This window comes from Ezakiella peruensis, from assembly GCF_900215725.1.
In the GTDB taxonomy this organism is placed as follows: domain Bacteria; phylum Bacillota; class Clostridia; order Tissierellales; family Peptoniphilaceae; genus Ezakiella; species Ezakiella peruensis.
This window is the reverse complement of the sequence record NZ_LT962471.1, coordinates 72836-89741: the sequence shown is the minus strand read 5'-3', so window position 1 is coordinate 89741 and position 16906 is coordinate 72836. Positions and strand designations below refer to the sequence as shown.

Genomic DNA, 16906 nt, shown 5'->3' with positions numbered 1-16906 from the left:
TTGACGCCCTTCACAAATCGTGCGATAAATTCTTATTAAATTTAAAAACCAAGGAGACAATCATGAATGCATTAATTGTATTGGATGTGCAAAAGGGAATATTGAAGAAAAAGGATTTTTCAGAGACTTTAAATAATATTAAAAGTCTAATTGATGATTTTAAAAAGAACAAGGACCTTGTAATCTTGACCAAGCATCTTTCGGATGATGAAGACACTCCTTATTTTAAGGGGTCTAGAGATGCAGAAGTGTGGGCAGAGATTCAAGGGCTTGGAGATTATGTGATTGAAAAAACGTCTTGCAATCCTTTTTATAAAACCAATCTTGCTCAAGTCCTAAAAGACAATGACGTGTCTAAAGTATATATTTGCGGCTTTAATACGGAATATTGTTGCCTGTTTGCTAGCATCTTATGTTCTGACAGGGGCTATGAAACCGTTTTTATTGAAAATGCTTCGGGAACATTTGGAGATGAAGAAATTTATGAAATGCCTGGCATAGATATCAATGACTTTATTGGTTCAATACTAAATTGGTCCGGAGAAGTTGAGGTTTTATATACTGAAGAGTATTTTGATGGCGTTTAATAATGAAAGGGGACTTACAATCTTTATCATATCCAATTTGCCAGACACTGTCTGGAAAATTGACTAATGTCCCATTATTGCGAACTCTTATCTCTCAGCGATGAGAAAAAACCAAGCTTCTATGAAAAAGAAAGTATAAATGCAAATTGGTCAGTAAGAGAACTTAAAAGACAAATAAAAACTTCACTTTTTGAAAGATTGCTCCTATCATCAGGAGAAGAAAACAAAGAAAAAGTCCTAGACCTAGCCTTAAAGGGCAATGAAATAAATAAGGCAGCCGACCTTGTAAAAGACCCTTATGTATTTGAATTTTTAGGCTTGCCAGAAGAAAAGCCGATGATGGAAAGTGATTTAGAAAAAGCACAAATAGACCATATTGAAAAATTCTTGCTTGAACTTGGCAAGGGTTTTATGTATGTAGACAATGAATAGAGGGTAAGCCTCGGCAAGACAAATTATTGTGTGGACATGGTATATAATCAAAGGAGGAAATATTATGAAACCTGGTTTTAGAATTCTTTTTGCTTTATTGATTTTATTTTCATTAACAGGATGTAAAGGAAAAGCAGATGGAGATATTACAATTGATAAAGGTGATTCAAGTAAATTTAGCCAAGAAGAAATAGATTCTGCAATTAAAGTAGTAAAGGATAATTTTTCATTTCCGGGGTCAGAATTAAAAGCAGTTTCCTACGATGAAGCTAAATCTGAAGATGCAATAAAAGATTTTGTGAAATATGGAGCAGGCAAGGGCACTGATATAGATCCAAATAATATTATCGTTCTATTTTCAGAATTTGATGTGACTGGTAAAAATCCTGTATTAAGTAAGGGAAAATACAAAAATTACAGCTGGACCTTAGTTCGAAAAGACAAAGATAGGGAATGGAAAATAGAAGATCAAGGTTATTAAAAAATATAAGGAAAAATAAAATATAAATTATAAGGAGAAGTAGAGAAAAAAATCTACTTCTTTTTATTGTAAGAGGATTGGAAGGATGATAATAAATAAGACACCCTACAAGTATTTTACAATCTCTAATTAGCTATTAAGCATTTCACACCGGCGAAATTATTTCGCTGGTTTTTTATTGGGGAAAAATTTATGAGAAATTAAGATTTAAATCGTAACTAAATATCCAAGAAACGCTTTAATGGCTTGACGCATAATCTGTTTTATGATATACTAATTATAGAAGAAGATGTCATGTTTACATTTAGATTAAAAAATGCAATTTGACGCAAGGAATGTGAAATAGATTTTGCGTTCGTACTATTTCGCTAGAAAATTAAAATCGAATCAACAAAAGGAGGATATTATGAAAAAAACTACTTTCTTCATATTGTGCATTTTGTGCATTATATTTTTAACACAAAATATAATGGCAAATAATGTTAATGGTTTCATATATGAATAGAAAATAGGCGTAGAGTTTTTAGGAGTGGGGCCAGGAACGGGAGGAAATTATAAAGAGGTAAGAGTTACAGTGTATAGATTGGCAACAGATACTTATGAAAATAGGTATTATTATAATGATGGATATTATAGTGGCTATATACCAATTTATACTGTAAATAAAATTCCAGATCCAAGGACTAATGTGGATTTGCTTGAAATTGTATACAAGGGAATTGTTTATATAAATAGTTAGGAGGATATTATGAAAAGAGTAATTGCATTACTAGTTGCACTGATACTTTTTGCAAGTCCTATTCTTGCGATTAAATCAGAAGAAGGATTTAACAAAGTTAAAAAACAAGTGCTTGATGAATATATGGAATTAAAAGAGTTTAGAGAAGATTTAGAATTAAATCCAGAATCTGCAATGGAAATGATAGAAATTATTGCCAGGAATAGATATAATTATTACGACTATGTGGTTTCGGGTTCTAAATATTCAAAAGAATTAAAAGCAAGCAAGAATAGAGTTAAAATGTTTAAGCAAATTGAGGACTATTATTGTGGTCCTGCAAGTTTATTAACATCACTTTATTATTCAAATGATCAAGGCAAAGTCGCCGGAGACAATCTTTCTAGTAAACAAGAAACATTAGCTGAAGAGATGGGAACTAGTGCAAGTTCGGGTACAATGGTTTATCAAATGAGAGATACTTTTAATAAGTATACTGACAGCAAATGGACATATATTACAAAACCCACATATAAAGACTTGCACAATTTTATATTAGAAAGCTTATCAAGAGGTCATGCTCCTGTAGTCAATGCTCTTATGGAAAAACTTCCTTATTATAATTATGAAAAATCTGGTGGCCATTATATTACAATCATATATTATAATGACCAAGTTCCCACATCAAGCTTGGGAATAAAGATTATGGATAATAATGGTGAACAGGATGGGAAATATTATGGATACCAATTTATTTCATTTGATACATTGATGGATATATTAAATACTGTCGATTCCAATGGTAACAATAGATATATAATTGGTGCTACTAGAAAATAAAAGATTTCTATAGAAATATCAAAATATAATTATATACTAAGTCGAGGGTTTAATTAACTCTCGACTTTTTAATTTGTTAAAAAATTATTACGACTTACGAAGTTGATTGAATATGTAAAAAAATTGTGGTATAATTACGGAATATATTGGAGGGGACATGCAATGTTTAACAAGAGAGTTGAGATGTTAGAGGGGCCTTTATTGGGGCCTGTTATATTATTTGCTCTGCCGCTTATGCTGACTTCGATTTTGCAATTGATGTTTAATGCGGCGGACATTATTGTAGTTGGTAAGTTTGCCTCTGACCACGCCCTGGCGGCGGTTGGGTCAACGGGGGCTATTATAAATTTGATGCTTAATATTTTTATTGGTATTTCCATTGGGGCGTCGGTTGTTATGGGCAGGTATTTGGGGGCCAGAGATTATGAGAACTCACAGGATACCTTGCACACGTCCATTAGCTTGTCGGTGATTTCTGGGATTTTGGTTTTGGTCTTTGGCGTTTTTACGTCCAGGATTTTGCTGGAGTGGATGGACACTCCGCCTGAAGTTTTGGACTTGGCGACTGAGTATTTGCGGATATTTTTCCTTGGCATGCCGGGCTTTATGGTCTTTAACTTTGGCGCTTCCCTTTTGAGGGCGGCGGGCGACACCAAGAGGCCTATGTACTTTTTGACCTTGTCAGGGGTAGTCAATGTTATTTTTAATTTATTATTTGTAATTGTCTTTAAGATGAGCGTGGCTGGGGTTGCCTGGGCGACTGTTATCAGCCAATACTTGTCTGCGGTTTTGATCATCATGAGTCTGATGAAGGGCGACGACCTAATGAGGCTGGATGTCAAGAAATTAAATTTAAATTGGCACAAGGTTGGGGCCATGTTAAAGATTGGTCTGCCTGCAGGTTTGCAAGGAGCCATGTTTAGCATTTCAAATATCATGATCCAAAGGGCCATCAATTCTTTTGGACCAGTGGTAATGGCGGGAAATACTGCGGCTGGGTCTGTGGAGGGCTTTGTCTACATGGGCATGAACGCAATTTATCAAACGGCTCTGAGTTTTACCAGTCAAAATATGGGGGCCAGAAATTTTGAACGCGTTTCCAAGATTTATAAGACTTGCCTAGCTGTGGTTGCAGTGATTGGTCTGGCCATGGGCATTGGCGCTTACGCTGTGGGAACTCCACTTTTAAATCTATACACCAATGATCCAAACGTTGTGGTCTATGGGCTAGAGCGTTTGTCAATCGTGGCTGTTTATTATGCTCTTTGCGGTATTATGGATGTCCAAGTTGGTGTCCTTCGTGGCATGGGCTACTCCATTACGCCGATGATTATTACCCTTGTTGCAGTTTGCGGCCTCAGGATTGTTTGGCTAATGACGGTCTTTCAAATGTATCAAACCAGGCTTATCCTCTACATTTCCTATCCTGTTACCTGGGCTCTGGCATCGATCGCTCTATTTATAAATTATATGTACGGGCGCAAGAAAATCCTCCTGCCAGGCATGAGGGGAGAGGAAGTCAATTTAAGAATATAAAATTATCCTGCGTTTGCCGACGCAGGTTTTTTATTGGAAGATTTTTTATTGCAATAAATCCTTTAATTTGATAAAATTATCCCAGGTGATAATATGAAAATTGGTTTTTCTAATGAAATATATTTAAAGGAGCAATCTAAAAAGATTTTGGACAGGGTCGGCAAGTTTGAGAAGCTTTATCTTGAATTTGGCGGCAAGCTTTTGGGCGATATGCACGCCTCACGCGTTTTGCCTGGCTACGATCCTGATATTAAGTTTGCCCTTTTTGAAGAGCTCCGCGACAAGCTTGAGGTGGTAATTGCCATCCGCGCTTATGATATCGAGACCAACAAGATGAACAACAACACAGGCATGACCTACGAGGCCGAGTGCATGAAGCTGATCGACACACTCAAGGAAAAGCATATCATGGTCAACTCTGTGGTCATCAATCGTTATTACAAGCACGAAAATGTGGATGGCTTTATCAGAAAGCTAAATGCAGACGGCATCAAAACTTACGAGCACGAAGATACAGCTGGTTTTCCCAACGACATCGACACGATTTTGTCAGACGAGGGCTTTGGCAAGCACTCTTATATAGAAACGACCAGGCCAATCGTAGTTGTTACTGCGCCTGGACCGGGTTCGGGCAAGATGTCAACTTGTCTTTCCCAACTCTATTTGGAAAATATTCGCGGAGTCAGGGCTGGCTATGCCAAGTTTGAAACTTTCCCAGTTTGGAATCTGCCCTTAAAGCACGAGGTTAACATGGCCTATGAAGCTGCGACCGCAGATTTAAAAGACGTTATTCAAATTGATCCATACCATCTGGAAGCCTATGGGGAAATCGCTATTAATTACAATCGCGACATAGAAAATTTCCCAATCTTAAAACGCATGCTGGACAGGATTATGGGGGCGGACGCCTACAAGTCGCCAACGGATATGGGAGTTAATTGCATCAAAGACGGCATTATTGATGACGAAGTTTGCAGGCAGGCAGCCAAGCAAGAAATCATAAGGCGGTATTTGAACGCTCAATTTGAATACAAAAAATATATGTTAAATGGAGATGAGCTTGCCAACATCAGGCGGCTAATGGACGAGCTTAACCTCAAAGCAGAAGAAAGGGTCTCCACTAAGGCTGCTCGCGAACGCAAGGAGAAAATCTTCAATGAAGAGGGCATTGTAAAAAACATAACCGCCCTTGAACTCGAAGACGGCCAGGTCATCACAGGCAAGGAATCCGAACTCATGGACTCAGCTGCAGCCGCACTTTTAAATGCCCTGAAATTCATTTCAGGCCTGCCTGACGAACTCCACATGATTGATCCAGCCATTTTAAATCCAATTCTCGATATGAAAAGAGATATAGAAAAAAATTCCAATACCCAGCTCAATCTGGAAGAGGTTTTAATTTCTTTGGCTACTAGCCAAATGTATAACCCCTCCGCCAAGGTAAGTATTGGAAACCTAAAGAGACTCTCTGGACTTAAAGGACATTCGACGGGGATATTGCCTACGATTGACTATGAACTATTCAGGAAACTAGCAATCGACATAACCTCCGACTATTAAAATTTCACGTTAAATTTGCGACCTTTGAAGCGGCCCCAATTTATTTGCCTCCTCGATGTGCACCAAGCACACCTGCGTCGGCAAAAAATTCGTCCACTCCAAATCTCATCAAATTTTCCAGCGAAATTTATGTGGAAAAGGAAAGAGGAGATATAAAAACATATTAATTATTCAATGTATATATATGTAGCCATGTACCGTCCACTTTATTGTGGACACCTCGTACGAGCAGGCTCGATGCCGCGAGGACGAGATTATGGTGACCAAATTTTTTGACCGATTGGCTAGCAGGTCTCGTGTCAGAGATCCTCAAGAAACGAACGCGGATGCGTGATGTTGATTAGAGAATCTTACGGCCCTCGCAAATTATGTAGAAAGACAAAAATGATTTTAAAACGAAATTTCCTCGCAAATTATTAAGAAATCTCGCAAATTATGTATATGGGTATATTAAACTCACGTTTTTAACGTGAGTTTTTATTTTTTAAGTGTAAAGTCAATGAAATTTTAGGTCAAATGTGATATAATATATTAAAGTGATTTGCAAATGATTAAATAAAAATCTTGCTAAAAGAGCAAGATGCAAGTCAAAAGATATTATGTAGCTATAATTTTTGGCAATAAAAAAGCTTGCAATAGCAAGCATAATGCAGAACATCTGCGGCCTATAAATAGGCGGTTTGAATAAATTTTTATTTGAACTCGTCATGTAATTTCATACATATTATAGCATGGGATAATTTATTTGTCAAGTATGGAGGTAACTTATGACAAAAGTAAAAGATTATTATATCGGACTTGATATAGGTACATCATCAGTTGGCTGGGCAGTAACAGACGAGGCTTACAATGTTCTAAAATTCAACTCCAAGAAGATGTGGGGAGTTCGTCTTTTTGATGATGCCAAAACTGCTGAAGAAAGACGAGGGCAAAGAGGGGCCAGGAGAAGACTTGACCGCAAAAAAGAACGCTTAAGTCTCTTGCAAGATTTTTTTGCAGAGGAAGTTGCTAAAGTAGATCCAAATTTCTTTTTGCGTCTAGATAACAGCGACCTTTATATGGAGGACAAAGATCAAAAGTTAAAGTCCAAGTACACTTTATTTAATGATAAAGATTTTAAAGACAAGAACTTCCACAAAAAATATCCGACTATCCACCATCTCCTTATGGACTTGATTGAAGATGATAGCAAAAAAGATATTAGACTGGTTTATTTAGCTTGCCATTACTTACTTAAAAATCGTGGCCACTTTATTTTTGAAGGACAAAAATTTGATACAAAGAGCTCCTTTGAAAATTCTCTAAATGAATTAAAGGTCCACTTAAATGATGAATACGGTCTTGATCTTGAGTTTGATAATGAAAATTTGATAAATATACTTACAGATCCTAAGTTAAACAAGACCGCAAAAAAGAAAGAACTTAAAAGTGTTATTGGAGATACAAAATTTCTAAAGGCAGTATCTGCTATTATGATTGGTAGCTCTCAAAAGCTAGTAGATCTATTTGAAAATCCTGAAGACTTTGATGATTCGGCAATCAAATCAGTGGATTTTTCTACGACGAGTTTTGATGATAAATATAGCGATTACGAGTTAGCCCTTGGGGATAAAATTGCCCTTGTAAATATATTAAAAGAAATCTATGACTCATCTATACTTGAAAATTTATTAAAAGAAGCCGATAAATCAAAAGATGGCAATAAGTACATTTCTAACGCCTTTGTAAAAAAATATAACAAGCATGGCCAGGACCTCAAGGAATTTAAGCGCCTAGTTAGACAGTACCATAAATCAGCCTACTTCGACATCTTTAGGAGTGAAAAAGTAAACGATAACTATGTTTCATATACCAAGTCAAGTATATCCAATAACAAGAGAGTGAAGGCGAATAAGTTTACAGACCAAGAAGCTTTTTATAAGTTTGCTAAAAAGCACCTAGAAACTATAAAATACAAAATTAATAAAGTTAATGGTAGCAAAGCTGACCTTGAACTAATAGATGGAATGCTAAGGGATATGGAATTTAAAAATTTCATGCCAAAGATAAAATCTTCTGATAATGGAGTTATACCTTATCAATTGAAACTTATGGAGCTAAATAAGATCCTTGAAAACCAATCCAAACACCATGAATTTTTAAACGTATCCGATGAATATGGAAGCGTTTGCGACAAGATTGCTTCGATTATGGAATTTAGGATTCCATATTATGTTGGGCCTTTAAATCCTAACTCAAAATATGCTTGGATTAAGAAGCAAAAGGACAGCGAAATCACGCCATGGAATTTTAAAGATGTAGTTGATTTGGATTCTTCAAGGGAAGAGTTTATAGATAGCTTAATTGGCAGGTGCACATATTTAAAAGATGAAAAAGTTCTACCAAAGGCCTCGCTTCTCTACAATGAGTATATGGTTTTAAATGAACTCAACAATTTAAAATTAAATGATCTTCCTATTACTGAAGAAATGAAGAAGAAAATCTTCGATCAACTCTTTAAGACCAGGAAAAAAGTAACATTAAAGGCTGTCGCTAATCTTCTCAAAAAAGAATTTAATATAAATGGAGAAATCCTATTGTCCGGCACAGATGGGGATTTTAAACAAGGGCTAAACTCTTATAACGATTTTAAGGCCATTGTTGGGGACAAGGTTGACAGCGACGACTATAGGGATAAAATCGAAGAAATTATCAAGCTAATCGTCCTCTATGGAGATGACAAATCTTACTTGCAAAAGAAAATAAAGGCGGGATACGGCAAGTATTTTACAGATTCAGAAATCAAAAAGATGGCTGGCCTAAATTATAAAGACTGGGGCAGATTAAGTAAAAAACTACTCACAGGTTTAGAAGGCGCCAATAAAATTACAGGCGAAAGAGGATCTATAATCCATTTTATGCGTGAGTACAATTTAAACTTAATGGAATTAATGAGCGCCAGCTTCACTTTTACAGAGGAAATTCAAAAGTTAAATCCAGTTGACGATAGAAAACTCTCCTATGAGATGGTTGATGAGCTTTATTTATCACCTTCAGTTAAGAGAATGTTATGGCAAAGTCTAAGAATAGTTGATGAAATTAAAAATATAATGGGCACTGATTCCAAGAAAATCTTTATTGAAATGGCCAGGGGCAAAGAAGAAGTCAAGGCTAGAAAAGAATCTAGAAAAAATCAGCTCTTAAAATTTTACAAGGATGGCAAAAAAGCCTTTATATCAGAAATCGGCGAAGAAAGATATAGCTATCTTTTAAGTGAAATCGAAGGAGAAGAGGAAAACAAATTCAGATGGGACAATCTTTATCTCTACTACACCCAGCTTGGCAGGTGTATGTATAGTCTTGAGCCAATTGATATTTCAGAACTCTCATCGAAAAACATCTATGACCAAGACCACATTTATCCAAAGTCAAAAATCTATGATGATTCAATTGAAAACAGAGTTTTGGTTAAGAAAGATTTAAATAGCAAGAAAGGCAATTCATACCCAATACCGGATGAGATTTTAAATAAAAATTGCTATGCTTATTGGAAAATTCTATATGACAAGGGACTAATTGGTCAAAAGAAATATACCAGACTTACACGTAGGACAGGATTTACTGATGATGAACTTGTCCAATTTATATCCAGGCAAATAGTTGAGACCAGGCAGGCTACCAAAGAAACAGCAAATCTCTTAAAAACCATTTGCAAAAATTCAGAAATAGTTTACTCTAAGGCAGAAAATGCTAGCAGATTCAGACAGGAATTTGATATAGTAAAATGCCGTGCAGTCAATGACCTCCACCACATGCATGACGCTTATATAAATATAATCGTTGGCAATGTCTACAATACAAAATTTACCAAAGACCCCATGAACTTTGTCAAAAAACAAGAGAAAGCTAGAAGTTATAACTTGGAAAACATGTTTAAATATGACGTAAAGCGCGGGGGCTATACAGCATGGATAGCAGACGATGAAAAAGGCACTGTTAAAAATGCTAGCATCAAGAGAATAAGAAAAGAACTAGAGGGGACCAACTACAGATTTACTCGCATGAATTATATAGAAAGTGGTGCACTATTTAATGCTACCCTGCAAAGAAAAAACAAAGGAAGTCGCCCTCTAAAAGATAAGGGGCCTAAGAGCTCAATAGAAAAATATGGTGGATATACTAATATAAACAAGGCTTGCTTTGCAGTGTTGGATATTAAATCAAAAAATAAAATAGAAAGAAAATTAATGCCAGTTGAAAGAGAAATATACGCTAAGCAAAAGAATGATAAAAAATTGAGTGATGAAATATTTAGCAAATATTTGAAAGATAGATTCGGAATTGAAGATTATAGAGTAGTATATCCTGTAGTAAAGATGAGAACTTTGTTAAAAATAGATGGATCTTATTATTTTATAACTGGTGGAAGTGACAAAACATTGGAATTAAGGAGTGCACTTCAATTAATATTACCAAAGAAAAATGAATGGGCAATAAAGCAAATTGATAAATCCAGTGAGAATGATTACCTAACAATTGAAAGGATACAAGATTTAACGGAAGAACTTGTATACAATACGTTTGATATAATAGTGAATAAATTTAAAACATCTGTATTTAAAAAATCATTTTTGAATTTATTCCAAGATGATAAAATCGAAAATATAGATTTTAAATTCAAATCAATGGATTTTAAAGAAAAGTGTAAAACTCTATTGATGCTAGTAAAAGCCATCAGAGCTTCTGGTGTACGCCAAGACTTAAAATCTATAGATTTAAAATCAGACTATGGTAGATTGAGCTCCAAGACTAATAATATAGGAAACTATCAAGAATTTAAAATCATAAACCAATCAATTACAGGCCTCTTTGAAAACGAAGTGGACTTGTTAAAATTATGACTTGGAGAGTAGTGGTCATAGATAATCGTGCGAAACTTGAATTAAAACTAAGCCATCTTGTCGTAAGGCAAGATGGCAACAAGGTTCGCAAAATATACTTAAAAGACATATCTCACATTATTGTAAATACGACTGAGGCCTCTATTACATTTGCACTATTAAATGAGATAGTCAAAAACAAAATCAAATTAATATTCTGCGATGAAAAGCGAAATCCCACAGCAGAGGTATCGCCCTTTTATTCATCCTACAATACTAGCGAGAAAATCCGCTCTCAGATAAAGTGGGATGATTATATAAAAGGGGATGTCTGGCAGCTAATAGTCAGGCAAAAAATAAAAAATCAAATGAGTCTCCTTAAATCTTGCAAGAAAAACGAATACAAGTTGTTAGAAAAATATATAGATGAAGTTGAATTTTATGACAGCACAAATCGCGAAGGACACGCTGCAAAGGTTTATTTTAATGCCCTCTTTGGTAAAGATTTTTCTAGGAGTGATGATTCAAATTTAAATGCTGCCCTAAATTACGGCTATTCAATTCTACTCTCATCGATAAATAGACAGGTTGTGTCAAATGGATACATAACACAAATTGGCATATTTCATGACAATATGTTCAATCAATTTAATCTATCAAGCGATCTCATAGAGCCATGGAGGGGCCTTGTTGATGACCATGTATATAATAGTGTTAAAAAGACCTTCGACCAAGACCAAAAGTTTGAGTTAATTAATTTATTAAATAAGGAGATAAGTATAGACAACAAAAACACACGAGTAAATCAAGCAATAGACATATACGTTAGGTCTGTTTTTGATACCCTAAACAATAGAGACCTATCACTATTAAGGTTCCCCAAGTATGAGTTATAGATATATGAGACTAATAGTAATGTTTGATCTCCCAACCTTAAATGCAAAAGACAAGAGAAATTATAGGGAGTTTAGAAAATTTTTAATAAAAAATGGTTTTATGATGATGCAAGAATCAGTCTATACAAAAATTGCCCTTAACCAAAGCATGGCGCAATTGATAGCCAATAAAGTCAGGGACAATAAGCCAGATAAAGGCCTGGTGCAAATGTTTATAATAACTGAAAAACAATTTTCAAGAATGGAAATACTGGTAGGCGAAGTCTCAGATGAATATATCACAGATGATAGGAGGCTGATAATATTATGAACCTTGTAAGCCAATACCTTGAAAACTCATATGAAATAAAGGCAAAAACTTTAAATACTTTGGTTATAGAGGATACAGAACACTTCACTAACTTTCTTAGAACATTAATAGAAGTTAGCAATAAAGAGAGCGAAGAAATTGAACTTATAGACGACTACAAGAAGATAGATATATCTAAAACAACTGATATAATATTCGACCTATTTAATATAGAAGCCAATGCAGCTACTATATTGAAAAAACTCTATACAGAACTTGAAGAAGACTTATGCTCAGAGGACATGTATATAAAAAAGCTAGAAATGGAAAGCGCCATTGCAAATATTGTAGATGAACTAAGGTACAGGTCTAGATTTTCTCTAAAATCAGATGAAATAAACTACCAAAATTTCTTCAAAGCACTCTCGGTAGAATTCGATTATGAAAAAACATCAATATTAGAAAGACTAACCGAGTATATAAAAGTAAGTTCAGAATTATTGAATAAAAAATTATTTATAATAGTAAACCTAGATAGCTTTTTAACAGAAGAAGATCTAGTTGAACTAAATAAATTCTTATGCTACAATGAAATTAAGCTTTTAGCCCTACAAAATAAAATCACAAGGGAAGTCAAAACTTGTGAACATTTAAGAATAATTGACCAAGACCTATGTGAAATATAGCTTACGTCATGGCTATTAACCTTAAACCTTTGAATTTGAGGTTTGAGAGTTATGTAATTTCATATAGGACTAAAACATAAATATACAAGGCTTCTTTATATGTTTTGTTTGAGAGTTATGTAATTTCATATAGGACTAAAACTCCATTTATGAAGCACTGTATACCCGAAGAGTTTGAGAGTTATGTAATTTCATATAGGACTAAAACCCTTATCTCTATCAAAAGAGCTGTATATAGGTTTGAGAGTTATGTAATTTCATATAGGACTAAAACATATTGCGGAGCGATTGCCAATGAATACGCTGTTTGAGAGTTATGTAATTTCATATAGGACTAAAACAACAATCGTAAGATATGAAAAAGGTGATGTGTTTGAGAGTTATGTAATTTCATATAGGACTAAAACAATGACAGCAAGGCAAATAATGAGTTGGAAGTTTGAGAGTTATGTAATTTCATATAGGACTAAAACAATGACAGCAAGGCAAATAATGAGTTGGAAGTTTGAGAGTTATGTAATTTCATATAGGACTAAAACCAAAGGTGGAGTCTCTGTTACTTTCGTCAGGTTTGAGAGTTATGTAATTTCATATAGGACTAAAACCTTTGACATCTTCAACCACGGTCCTGCCCTGTTTGAGAGTTATGTAATTTCATATAGGACTAAAACATTTCTTCTCGGCTTTGGTGTCCGATTCGTGTTTGAGAGTTATGTAATTTCATATAGGACTAAAACAATTCCTTGGTTTCGGTGCATCCCGTATGGGTTTGAGAGTTATGTAATTTAATATAGGACTAAAACTAAATTTTGAAAAGTATCTTTGCGGATGACTTTACTTAAAAACAGAGACTTGGATTAATAAATTTTTATGAAATTGTTTATATCTTGTGCTATAATTGATTCAAGAATATTAGCATGATTTTGTGTTTTGAAAAATATAGGAGATGGTATGGATAGGTTGAAGGCAAGGGAAATTTTTGATAAGTATACAAAAAAACTCAGGATTGTTCCTGAGTGGGATATTAGATTGGAATTTGTGGAGGATGAGGACTGGAAGAAGACGGGGGATTTTAAAATTGATCCAACTGATAAAAAGGCGATTCTAATGTTAAATGCTGCTAGCCCTAAGGATGAAAACATTGAAGAGACGATTGTTCACGAGTTCATGCACATAAAGATGTATCCACTGGACCAAGTGTGTGAGTCAATGATAATTAATATGTTTAAAGAGGGCAGCAAGGAGCAGAACTTCGCATATCAAACTTTTTTTGAAACTCTTGAAGTTACCGTAGAGGAGCTTGCAAAATGCTTCCTGTTGGAATTTGGAGAAAACACAGAATTTTCTTTTGGTAGAATGAAAAAAATAAAGTCCTTTAATGAATTGTATGATGGCCTTAAGAAATTGGATTAAGGGATTGAAAATTTGGCCCACATTATTGTGGGCCTTTTTTGTATAAAAAAATGGCCGGGATAAACCACGGCCTCTCCAACGCTAGGCGTTATTTTTTGTTTTTCACTATAATGTCGCGTGATTTGCCAAAAAAGCTGACCCTTGCTGGCATTAGTAACCAAAATGTAATTGCAGGAGGCAGGGGTCTGTGGTAAAATAAATGTATATTTGCTTTTACTGGTGGAGGTTTTTTATGCTTAAAAAAATTTTAAGGGATAAGGAGTTTGTAAATGCGACCTTGCAGATTGCAATACCGGTTACAATCCAGTCGCTGATCGCTTCGTCGCTAAATACTTTGGATACTTTTATGATTACCAAGCTTGGCACTGCCGCCATTGCAGGCGTGGGTCTTGCCAACCAGGTTTTCTTTTTCTTTAGTTTTTTTCTGTTTGGTTTAAATACGGGATCGGCTATTTTATTTTCCCAGTTTAATGGCAGGGAGGATTACAAGTCTGTGCGAAAGACCATGATCCTCTCCCTCAAGTATTCCTTTGTAATAGCCCTGATCTTTAATATTTGCGCTCTGACTTTTCCCCATCAGATCATTGCGCTTTTTATAGCCGATGATCCTATGGTTATTGAGGCGGGCGTAATTTACCTAAGGGCGGTTTCTGCTTCATATATAGTGACATCCCTGTCCTTTGCCTTTGGCGTGGCCATGCGGTCGACGGGTAATCCCCGTACGCCACTAATGGCTTCGATTATTTCGTTTTTTGCCAACGCATTTTTTAACTACTGCTTTATCTTTGGTAAATTTGGCATGCCTGAGCTGGGCGTTTTGGGCGCAGCTGTCGGGACAATTATCGCCAGATTTATAGAGCTGGGCGTTTATATTTTTGTAGTTGTCAAATACAAGGGGCCCCTTTATTTTAGGCTTGCCGAATTTTTTAAGACGGATTTTAAATTTTTCAAAAACTTTTCCCTAATAGTTATACCGGTAATTTTGGAGGAAATCCTCTGGTCCTTTGCCCAAGTCCTTTATAACTTTTTCTATGCCAAGACTGGTGTTGATTCAACGGCGGCCGTTCAAGTGGCCTTTGCCGTTTCCAATATGCTTTATATATTTGCCCGTGGACTCTCGTCTGCAACTGCGGTTGTGGTGGGGACCAAGATTGGCGAGGGCGATTTGAACCGGGCCCAAGACATGGCCGACAAGTCAATCATCGCTTCGCTTTATCTGGGGGCATTACTTGGAATAATTTTAATTTTGGCCAGGAAATATCTGCTCTTGCTCTTTGATCTGACTCCTGAGGTTAGGCAAATTGCCATGGAGGCCTTGGTTGTAATGGGAATTTTTTATCCAATCAAGACCGCCAACTCCACAATCGTGGTCGGCGTTGTCCGCGGTGGTGGCGATATAAAATATTCCCTGGTGGCTGAAACTTCGACTGCCTATCTGATTGGCGTCCCAATGGCTTATTTGGGAGCCATAGTTTTGGGCTGGCCACTCTATGGAGTTATGGTTTTGATTTCTCTGGAAGAAATTGCCAAGTTGGCTATCACTCTGCCCAGGACCAGAAAGCAAAAATGGATTAGGAGGCTGGCAGCATGAGCCTAGTCGCAATTGCAATTGTAATCTTAGTCTATTTGATCTTAAAATTTTCTTTTAAGACGATTATCAAGCTCCTGGTAAACGCAGCTGTTGGATTTGTTATAATTATTGTTATAAACGCTTTTATATCCATGGTGGGCGGTGAGATTCCCCTGAACTTTTTGAACTCCCTTCTAATAGGATTTTTCGGTGTGCCAATGGCGGTAATAATGGTGGTGTATTATTTATGGATCAAATGAAAAAATATGCAGAGGGAATTTATGTGGGTGAATTTGCAGACGGGTCTAAACTTTTTATGACGGGCCTTCCCTATAATTTTCGTCGCTACAATGTGAAAAACACCAATAAATTCCTAAGGCACTTCAAGATGACAGATAAGCTCATTTCAAAGACCAGGCAAAAGCACACAAAAAATATAATCGTAGACCCGCATCCTGGCGAGTACGTGGGTGTGGACGGCTTTATTACTGAGGATCGTCCAGTCATGGTCGTCACGGCAGATTGCATACCGATTTTAATCAAGGATAAAAATTCAAAGAGGGCCGCCCTCCTGCATTCAGGTTGGCGAGGCGTGCAAAAACGCATCTATTTTGAGGCCATAAATAAGCTAGGCAGGCGGACAGAGATGGAAGCCTATCTCTTACCGTCCATACAAAAAGATTCATTTCAAGTGAGTGAGGACTTTGTAAGGGAATTCAAAGGGCGGAGGGACTTTAACAAGTTCTTGACCCTGGATGGAAAAAACCCAGGCAAATATTATTTTGACCTGCAAAAATTCGTCAAAACAGAATTGATCAGGGCAGGATTAAAGGCGAATGACATTCATATTTGCAAACACGATACATTTACGAGTAAAATCTTCCATTCATATAGAAGGGAAAAAACAGATTATGGATTGAACGCAATAATCTATATCCCATAAATTTGCGGTTAATTTCGTGTTAAATTCGCGATAAAGGCTTGTTTCGAAATATTTGCTCATTGCGGAGGGCACTAAGCCCACCTCATTCGCAAAATT

At 35.9% G+C, this 16906-nt stretch carries 14 protein-coding genes, 1 pseudogene and 1 CRISPR repeat array; all 15 genes and pseudogenes read left to right on the top strand.

The genetic code is table 11. From position 1 onward, the window contains the following. The first annotated feature begins 62 nt into the window (after positions 1-62). The 15 genes and pseudogenes from CUU59_RS07245 to CUU59_RS07180 all read left to right on the top strand — a co-directional run bounded on the left by CUU59_RS07245 (position 63) and on the right by CUU59_RS07180 (position 16810). Positions 63-587: a cysteine hydrolase family protein gene (locus CUU59_RS07245; protein WP_099951295.1), complete on the top strand. Its 525-nt coding sequence runs from the start codon at positions 63-65 to the stop codon at positions 585-587. 23 nt (positions 588-610) lie between these two features. Further along, positions 611-1085: pseudogene (locus tag CUU59_RS07240) on the top strand (PDDEXK nuclease domain-containing protein); the annotation flags it as partial. Further along, complete coding sequence (locus CUU59_RS07235) at positions 1084-1500, top strand: DUF4829 domain-containing protein (protein ID WP_245870579.1); 417 nt, start codon at positions 1084-1086, stop codon at positions 1498-1500. The pseudogene CUU59_RS07240 and the gene CUU59_RS07235, both read left to right, overlap by 2 nt. A gap of 574 nt (positions 1501-2074) precedes the next feature. Beyond that, positions 2075-2239 carry a hypothetical protein gene (locus CUU59_RS08195; RefSeq protein ID WP_169922891.1) on the top strand — a complete coding sequence of 55 codons (165 nt, stop codon included), beginning with the start codon at positions 2075-2077 and terminating at the stop codon, positions 2237-2239. Positions 2240-2248: 9 nt separating this feature from the next. Continuing rightward, on the top strand, positions 2249-3058 hold the full coding sequence (locus tag CUU59_RS07230; protein WP_099951293.1) for a C39 family peptidase: 810 nt from the start codon (positions 2249-2251) through the stop codon (positions 3056-3058). A gap of 162 nt (positions 3059-3220) precedes the next feature. Beyond that, positions 3221-4594, top strand: coding sequence for an MATE family efflux transporter (locus CUU59_RS07225; protein WP_099951292.1), 1374 nt, complete (start codon positions 3221-3223; stop codon positions 4592-4594). A 93-nt stretch (positions 4595-4687) separates the two neighbouring features. Beyond that, positions 4688-6154 (top strand): DUF1846 domain-containing protein, encoded by a 1467-nt coding sequence (locus tag CUU59_RS07220; protein ID WP_099951291.1) that lies wholly within the window; start codon positions 4688-4690, stop codon positions 6152-6154. 767 nt (positions 6155-6921) lie between these two features. Beyond that, a complete protein-coding gene (cas9, locus tag CUU59_RS07215) occupies positions 6922-11034 on the top strand; it encodes a type II CRISPR RNA-guided endonuclease Cas9 (RefSeq protein ID WP_099951290.1) in 4113 nt (1370 codons plus the stop codon). Continuing rightward, a complete protein-coding gene (gene cas1, locus CUU59_RS07210) occupies positions 11031-11909 on the top strand; it encodes a type II CRISPR-associated endonuclease Cas1 (RefSeq protein ID WP_099951289.1) in 879 nt (292 codons plus the stop codon). The genes cas9 and cas1 overlap by 4 nt, the downstream gene beginning before the upstream one ends. A 4-nt stretch (positions 11910-11913) precedes the next feature. Continuing rightward, positions 11914-12219, top strand: coding sequence for a CRISPR-associated endonuclease Cas2 (gene cas2 / locus CUU59_RS07205; RefSeq protein ID WP_099951352.1), 306 nt, complete (start codon positions 11914-11916; stop codon positions 12217-12219). Then, complete coding sequence (csn2, locus tag CUU59_RS07200; protein ID WP_099951288.1) at positions 12216-12884, top strand: type II-A CRISPR-associated protein Csn2; 669 nt, start codon at positions 12216-12218, stop codon at positions 12882-12884. The genes cas2 and csn2 overlap by 4 nt, the downstream gene beginning before the upstream one ends. 40 nt (positions 12885-12924) lie before the next feature. Then, positions 12925-13687: direct repeats of the CRISPR family, unit length 36 nt; unit sequence GTTTGAGAGTTATGTAATTTCATATAGGACTAAAAC. Positions 13688-13835: 148 nt separating this feature from the next. Then, positions 13836-14297, top strand: coding sequence for a hypothetical protein (locus tag CUU59_RS07195; protein ID WP_099951287.1), 462 nt, complete (start codon positions 13836-13838; stop codon positions 14295-14297). Between the two features lie 232 nt (positions 14298-14529). After that, a complete protein-coding gene (locus tag CUU59_RS07190) occupies positions 14530-15888 on the top strand; it encodes an MATE family efflux transporter (protein ID WP_099951286.1) in 1359 nt (452 codons plus the stop codon). Then, positions 15885-16127 (top strand): pro-sigmaK processing inhibitor BofA family protein, encoded by a 243-nt coding sequence (locus CUU59_RS07185; protein WP_099951285.1) that lies wholly within the window; start codon positions 15885-15887, stop codon positions 16125-16127. Before CUU59_RS07190 ends, CUU59_RS07185 begins: the two co-directional genes overlap by 4 nt. After that, positions 16115-16810, top strand: a complete 696-nt coding sequence (locus CUU59_RS07180; protein WP_099951284.1) for a purine nucleoside phosphorylase YfiH/LACC1 family protein — start codon at positions 16115-16117, stop codon at positions 16808-16810. The genes CUU59_RS07185 and CUU59_RS07180 overlap by 13 nt, the downstream gene beginning before the upstream one ends. Positions 16811-16906: the final 96 nt, after the last annotated feature.

What these genes read in the sequence shown, in the direction of transcription:
- CUU59_RS07245 (WP_099951295.1), top strand. Translation starts at nt 63, where the DNA reads ATGAATGCATTAATTGTATTGGATGTGCAAAAGGGAATATTGAAGAAA.
- CUU59_RS07235 (WP_245870579.1), top strand. Translation starts at nt 1,084, where the DNA reads ATGAAACCTGGTTTTAGAATTCTTTTTGCTTTATTGATTTTATTTTCA.
- CUU59_RS07230 (WP_099951293.1), top strand. Translation starts at nt 2,249, where the DNA reads ATGAAAAGAGTAATTGCATTACTAGTTGCACTGATACTTTTTGCAAGT.
- CUU59_RS07225 (WP_099951292.1), top strand. Translation starts at nt 3,221, where the DNA reads ATGTTTAACAAGAGAGTTGAGATGTTAGAGGGGCCTTTATTGGGGCCT.
- CUU59_RS07220 (WP_099951291.1), top strand. Translation starts at nt 4,688, where the DNA reads ATGAAAATTGGTTTTTCTAATGAAATATATTTAAAGGAGCAATCTAAA.
- cas9 (WP_099951290.1), top strand. Translation starts at nt 6,922, where the DNA reads ATGACAAAAGTAAAAGATTATTATATCGGACTTGATATAGGTACATCA.
- cas1 (WP_099951289.1), top strand. Translation starts at nt 11,031, where the DNA reads ATGACTTGGAGAGTAGTGGTCATAGATAATCGTGCGAAACTTGAATTA.
- cas2 (WP_099951352.1), top strand. Translation starts at nt 11,914, where the DNA reads ATGAGACTAATAGTAATGTTTGATCTCCCAACCTTAAATGCAAAAGAC.
- csn2 (WP_099951288.1), top strand. Translation starts at nt 12,216, where the DNA reads ATGAACCTTGTAAGCCAATACCTTGAAAACTCATATGAAATAAAGGCA.
- CUU59_RS07195 (WP_099951287.1), top strand. Translation starts at nt 13,836, where the DNA reads ATGGATAGGTTGAAGGCAAGGGAAATTTTTGATAAGTATACAAAAAAA.
- CUU59_RS07190 (WP_099951286.1), top strand. Translation starts at nt 14,530, where the DNA reads ATGCTTAAAAAAATTTTAAGGGATAAGGAGTTTGTAAATGCGACCTTG.
- CUU59_RS07185 (WP_099951285.1), top strand. Translation starts at nt 15,885, where the DNA reads ATGAGCCTAGTCGCAATTGCAATTGTAATCTTAGTCTATTTGATCTTA.
- CUU59_RS07180 (WP_099951284.1), top strand. Translation starts at nt 16,115, where the DNA reads ATGGATCAAATGAAAAAATATGCAGAGGGAATTTATGTGGGTGAATTT.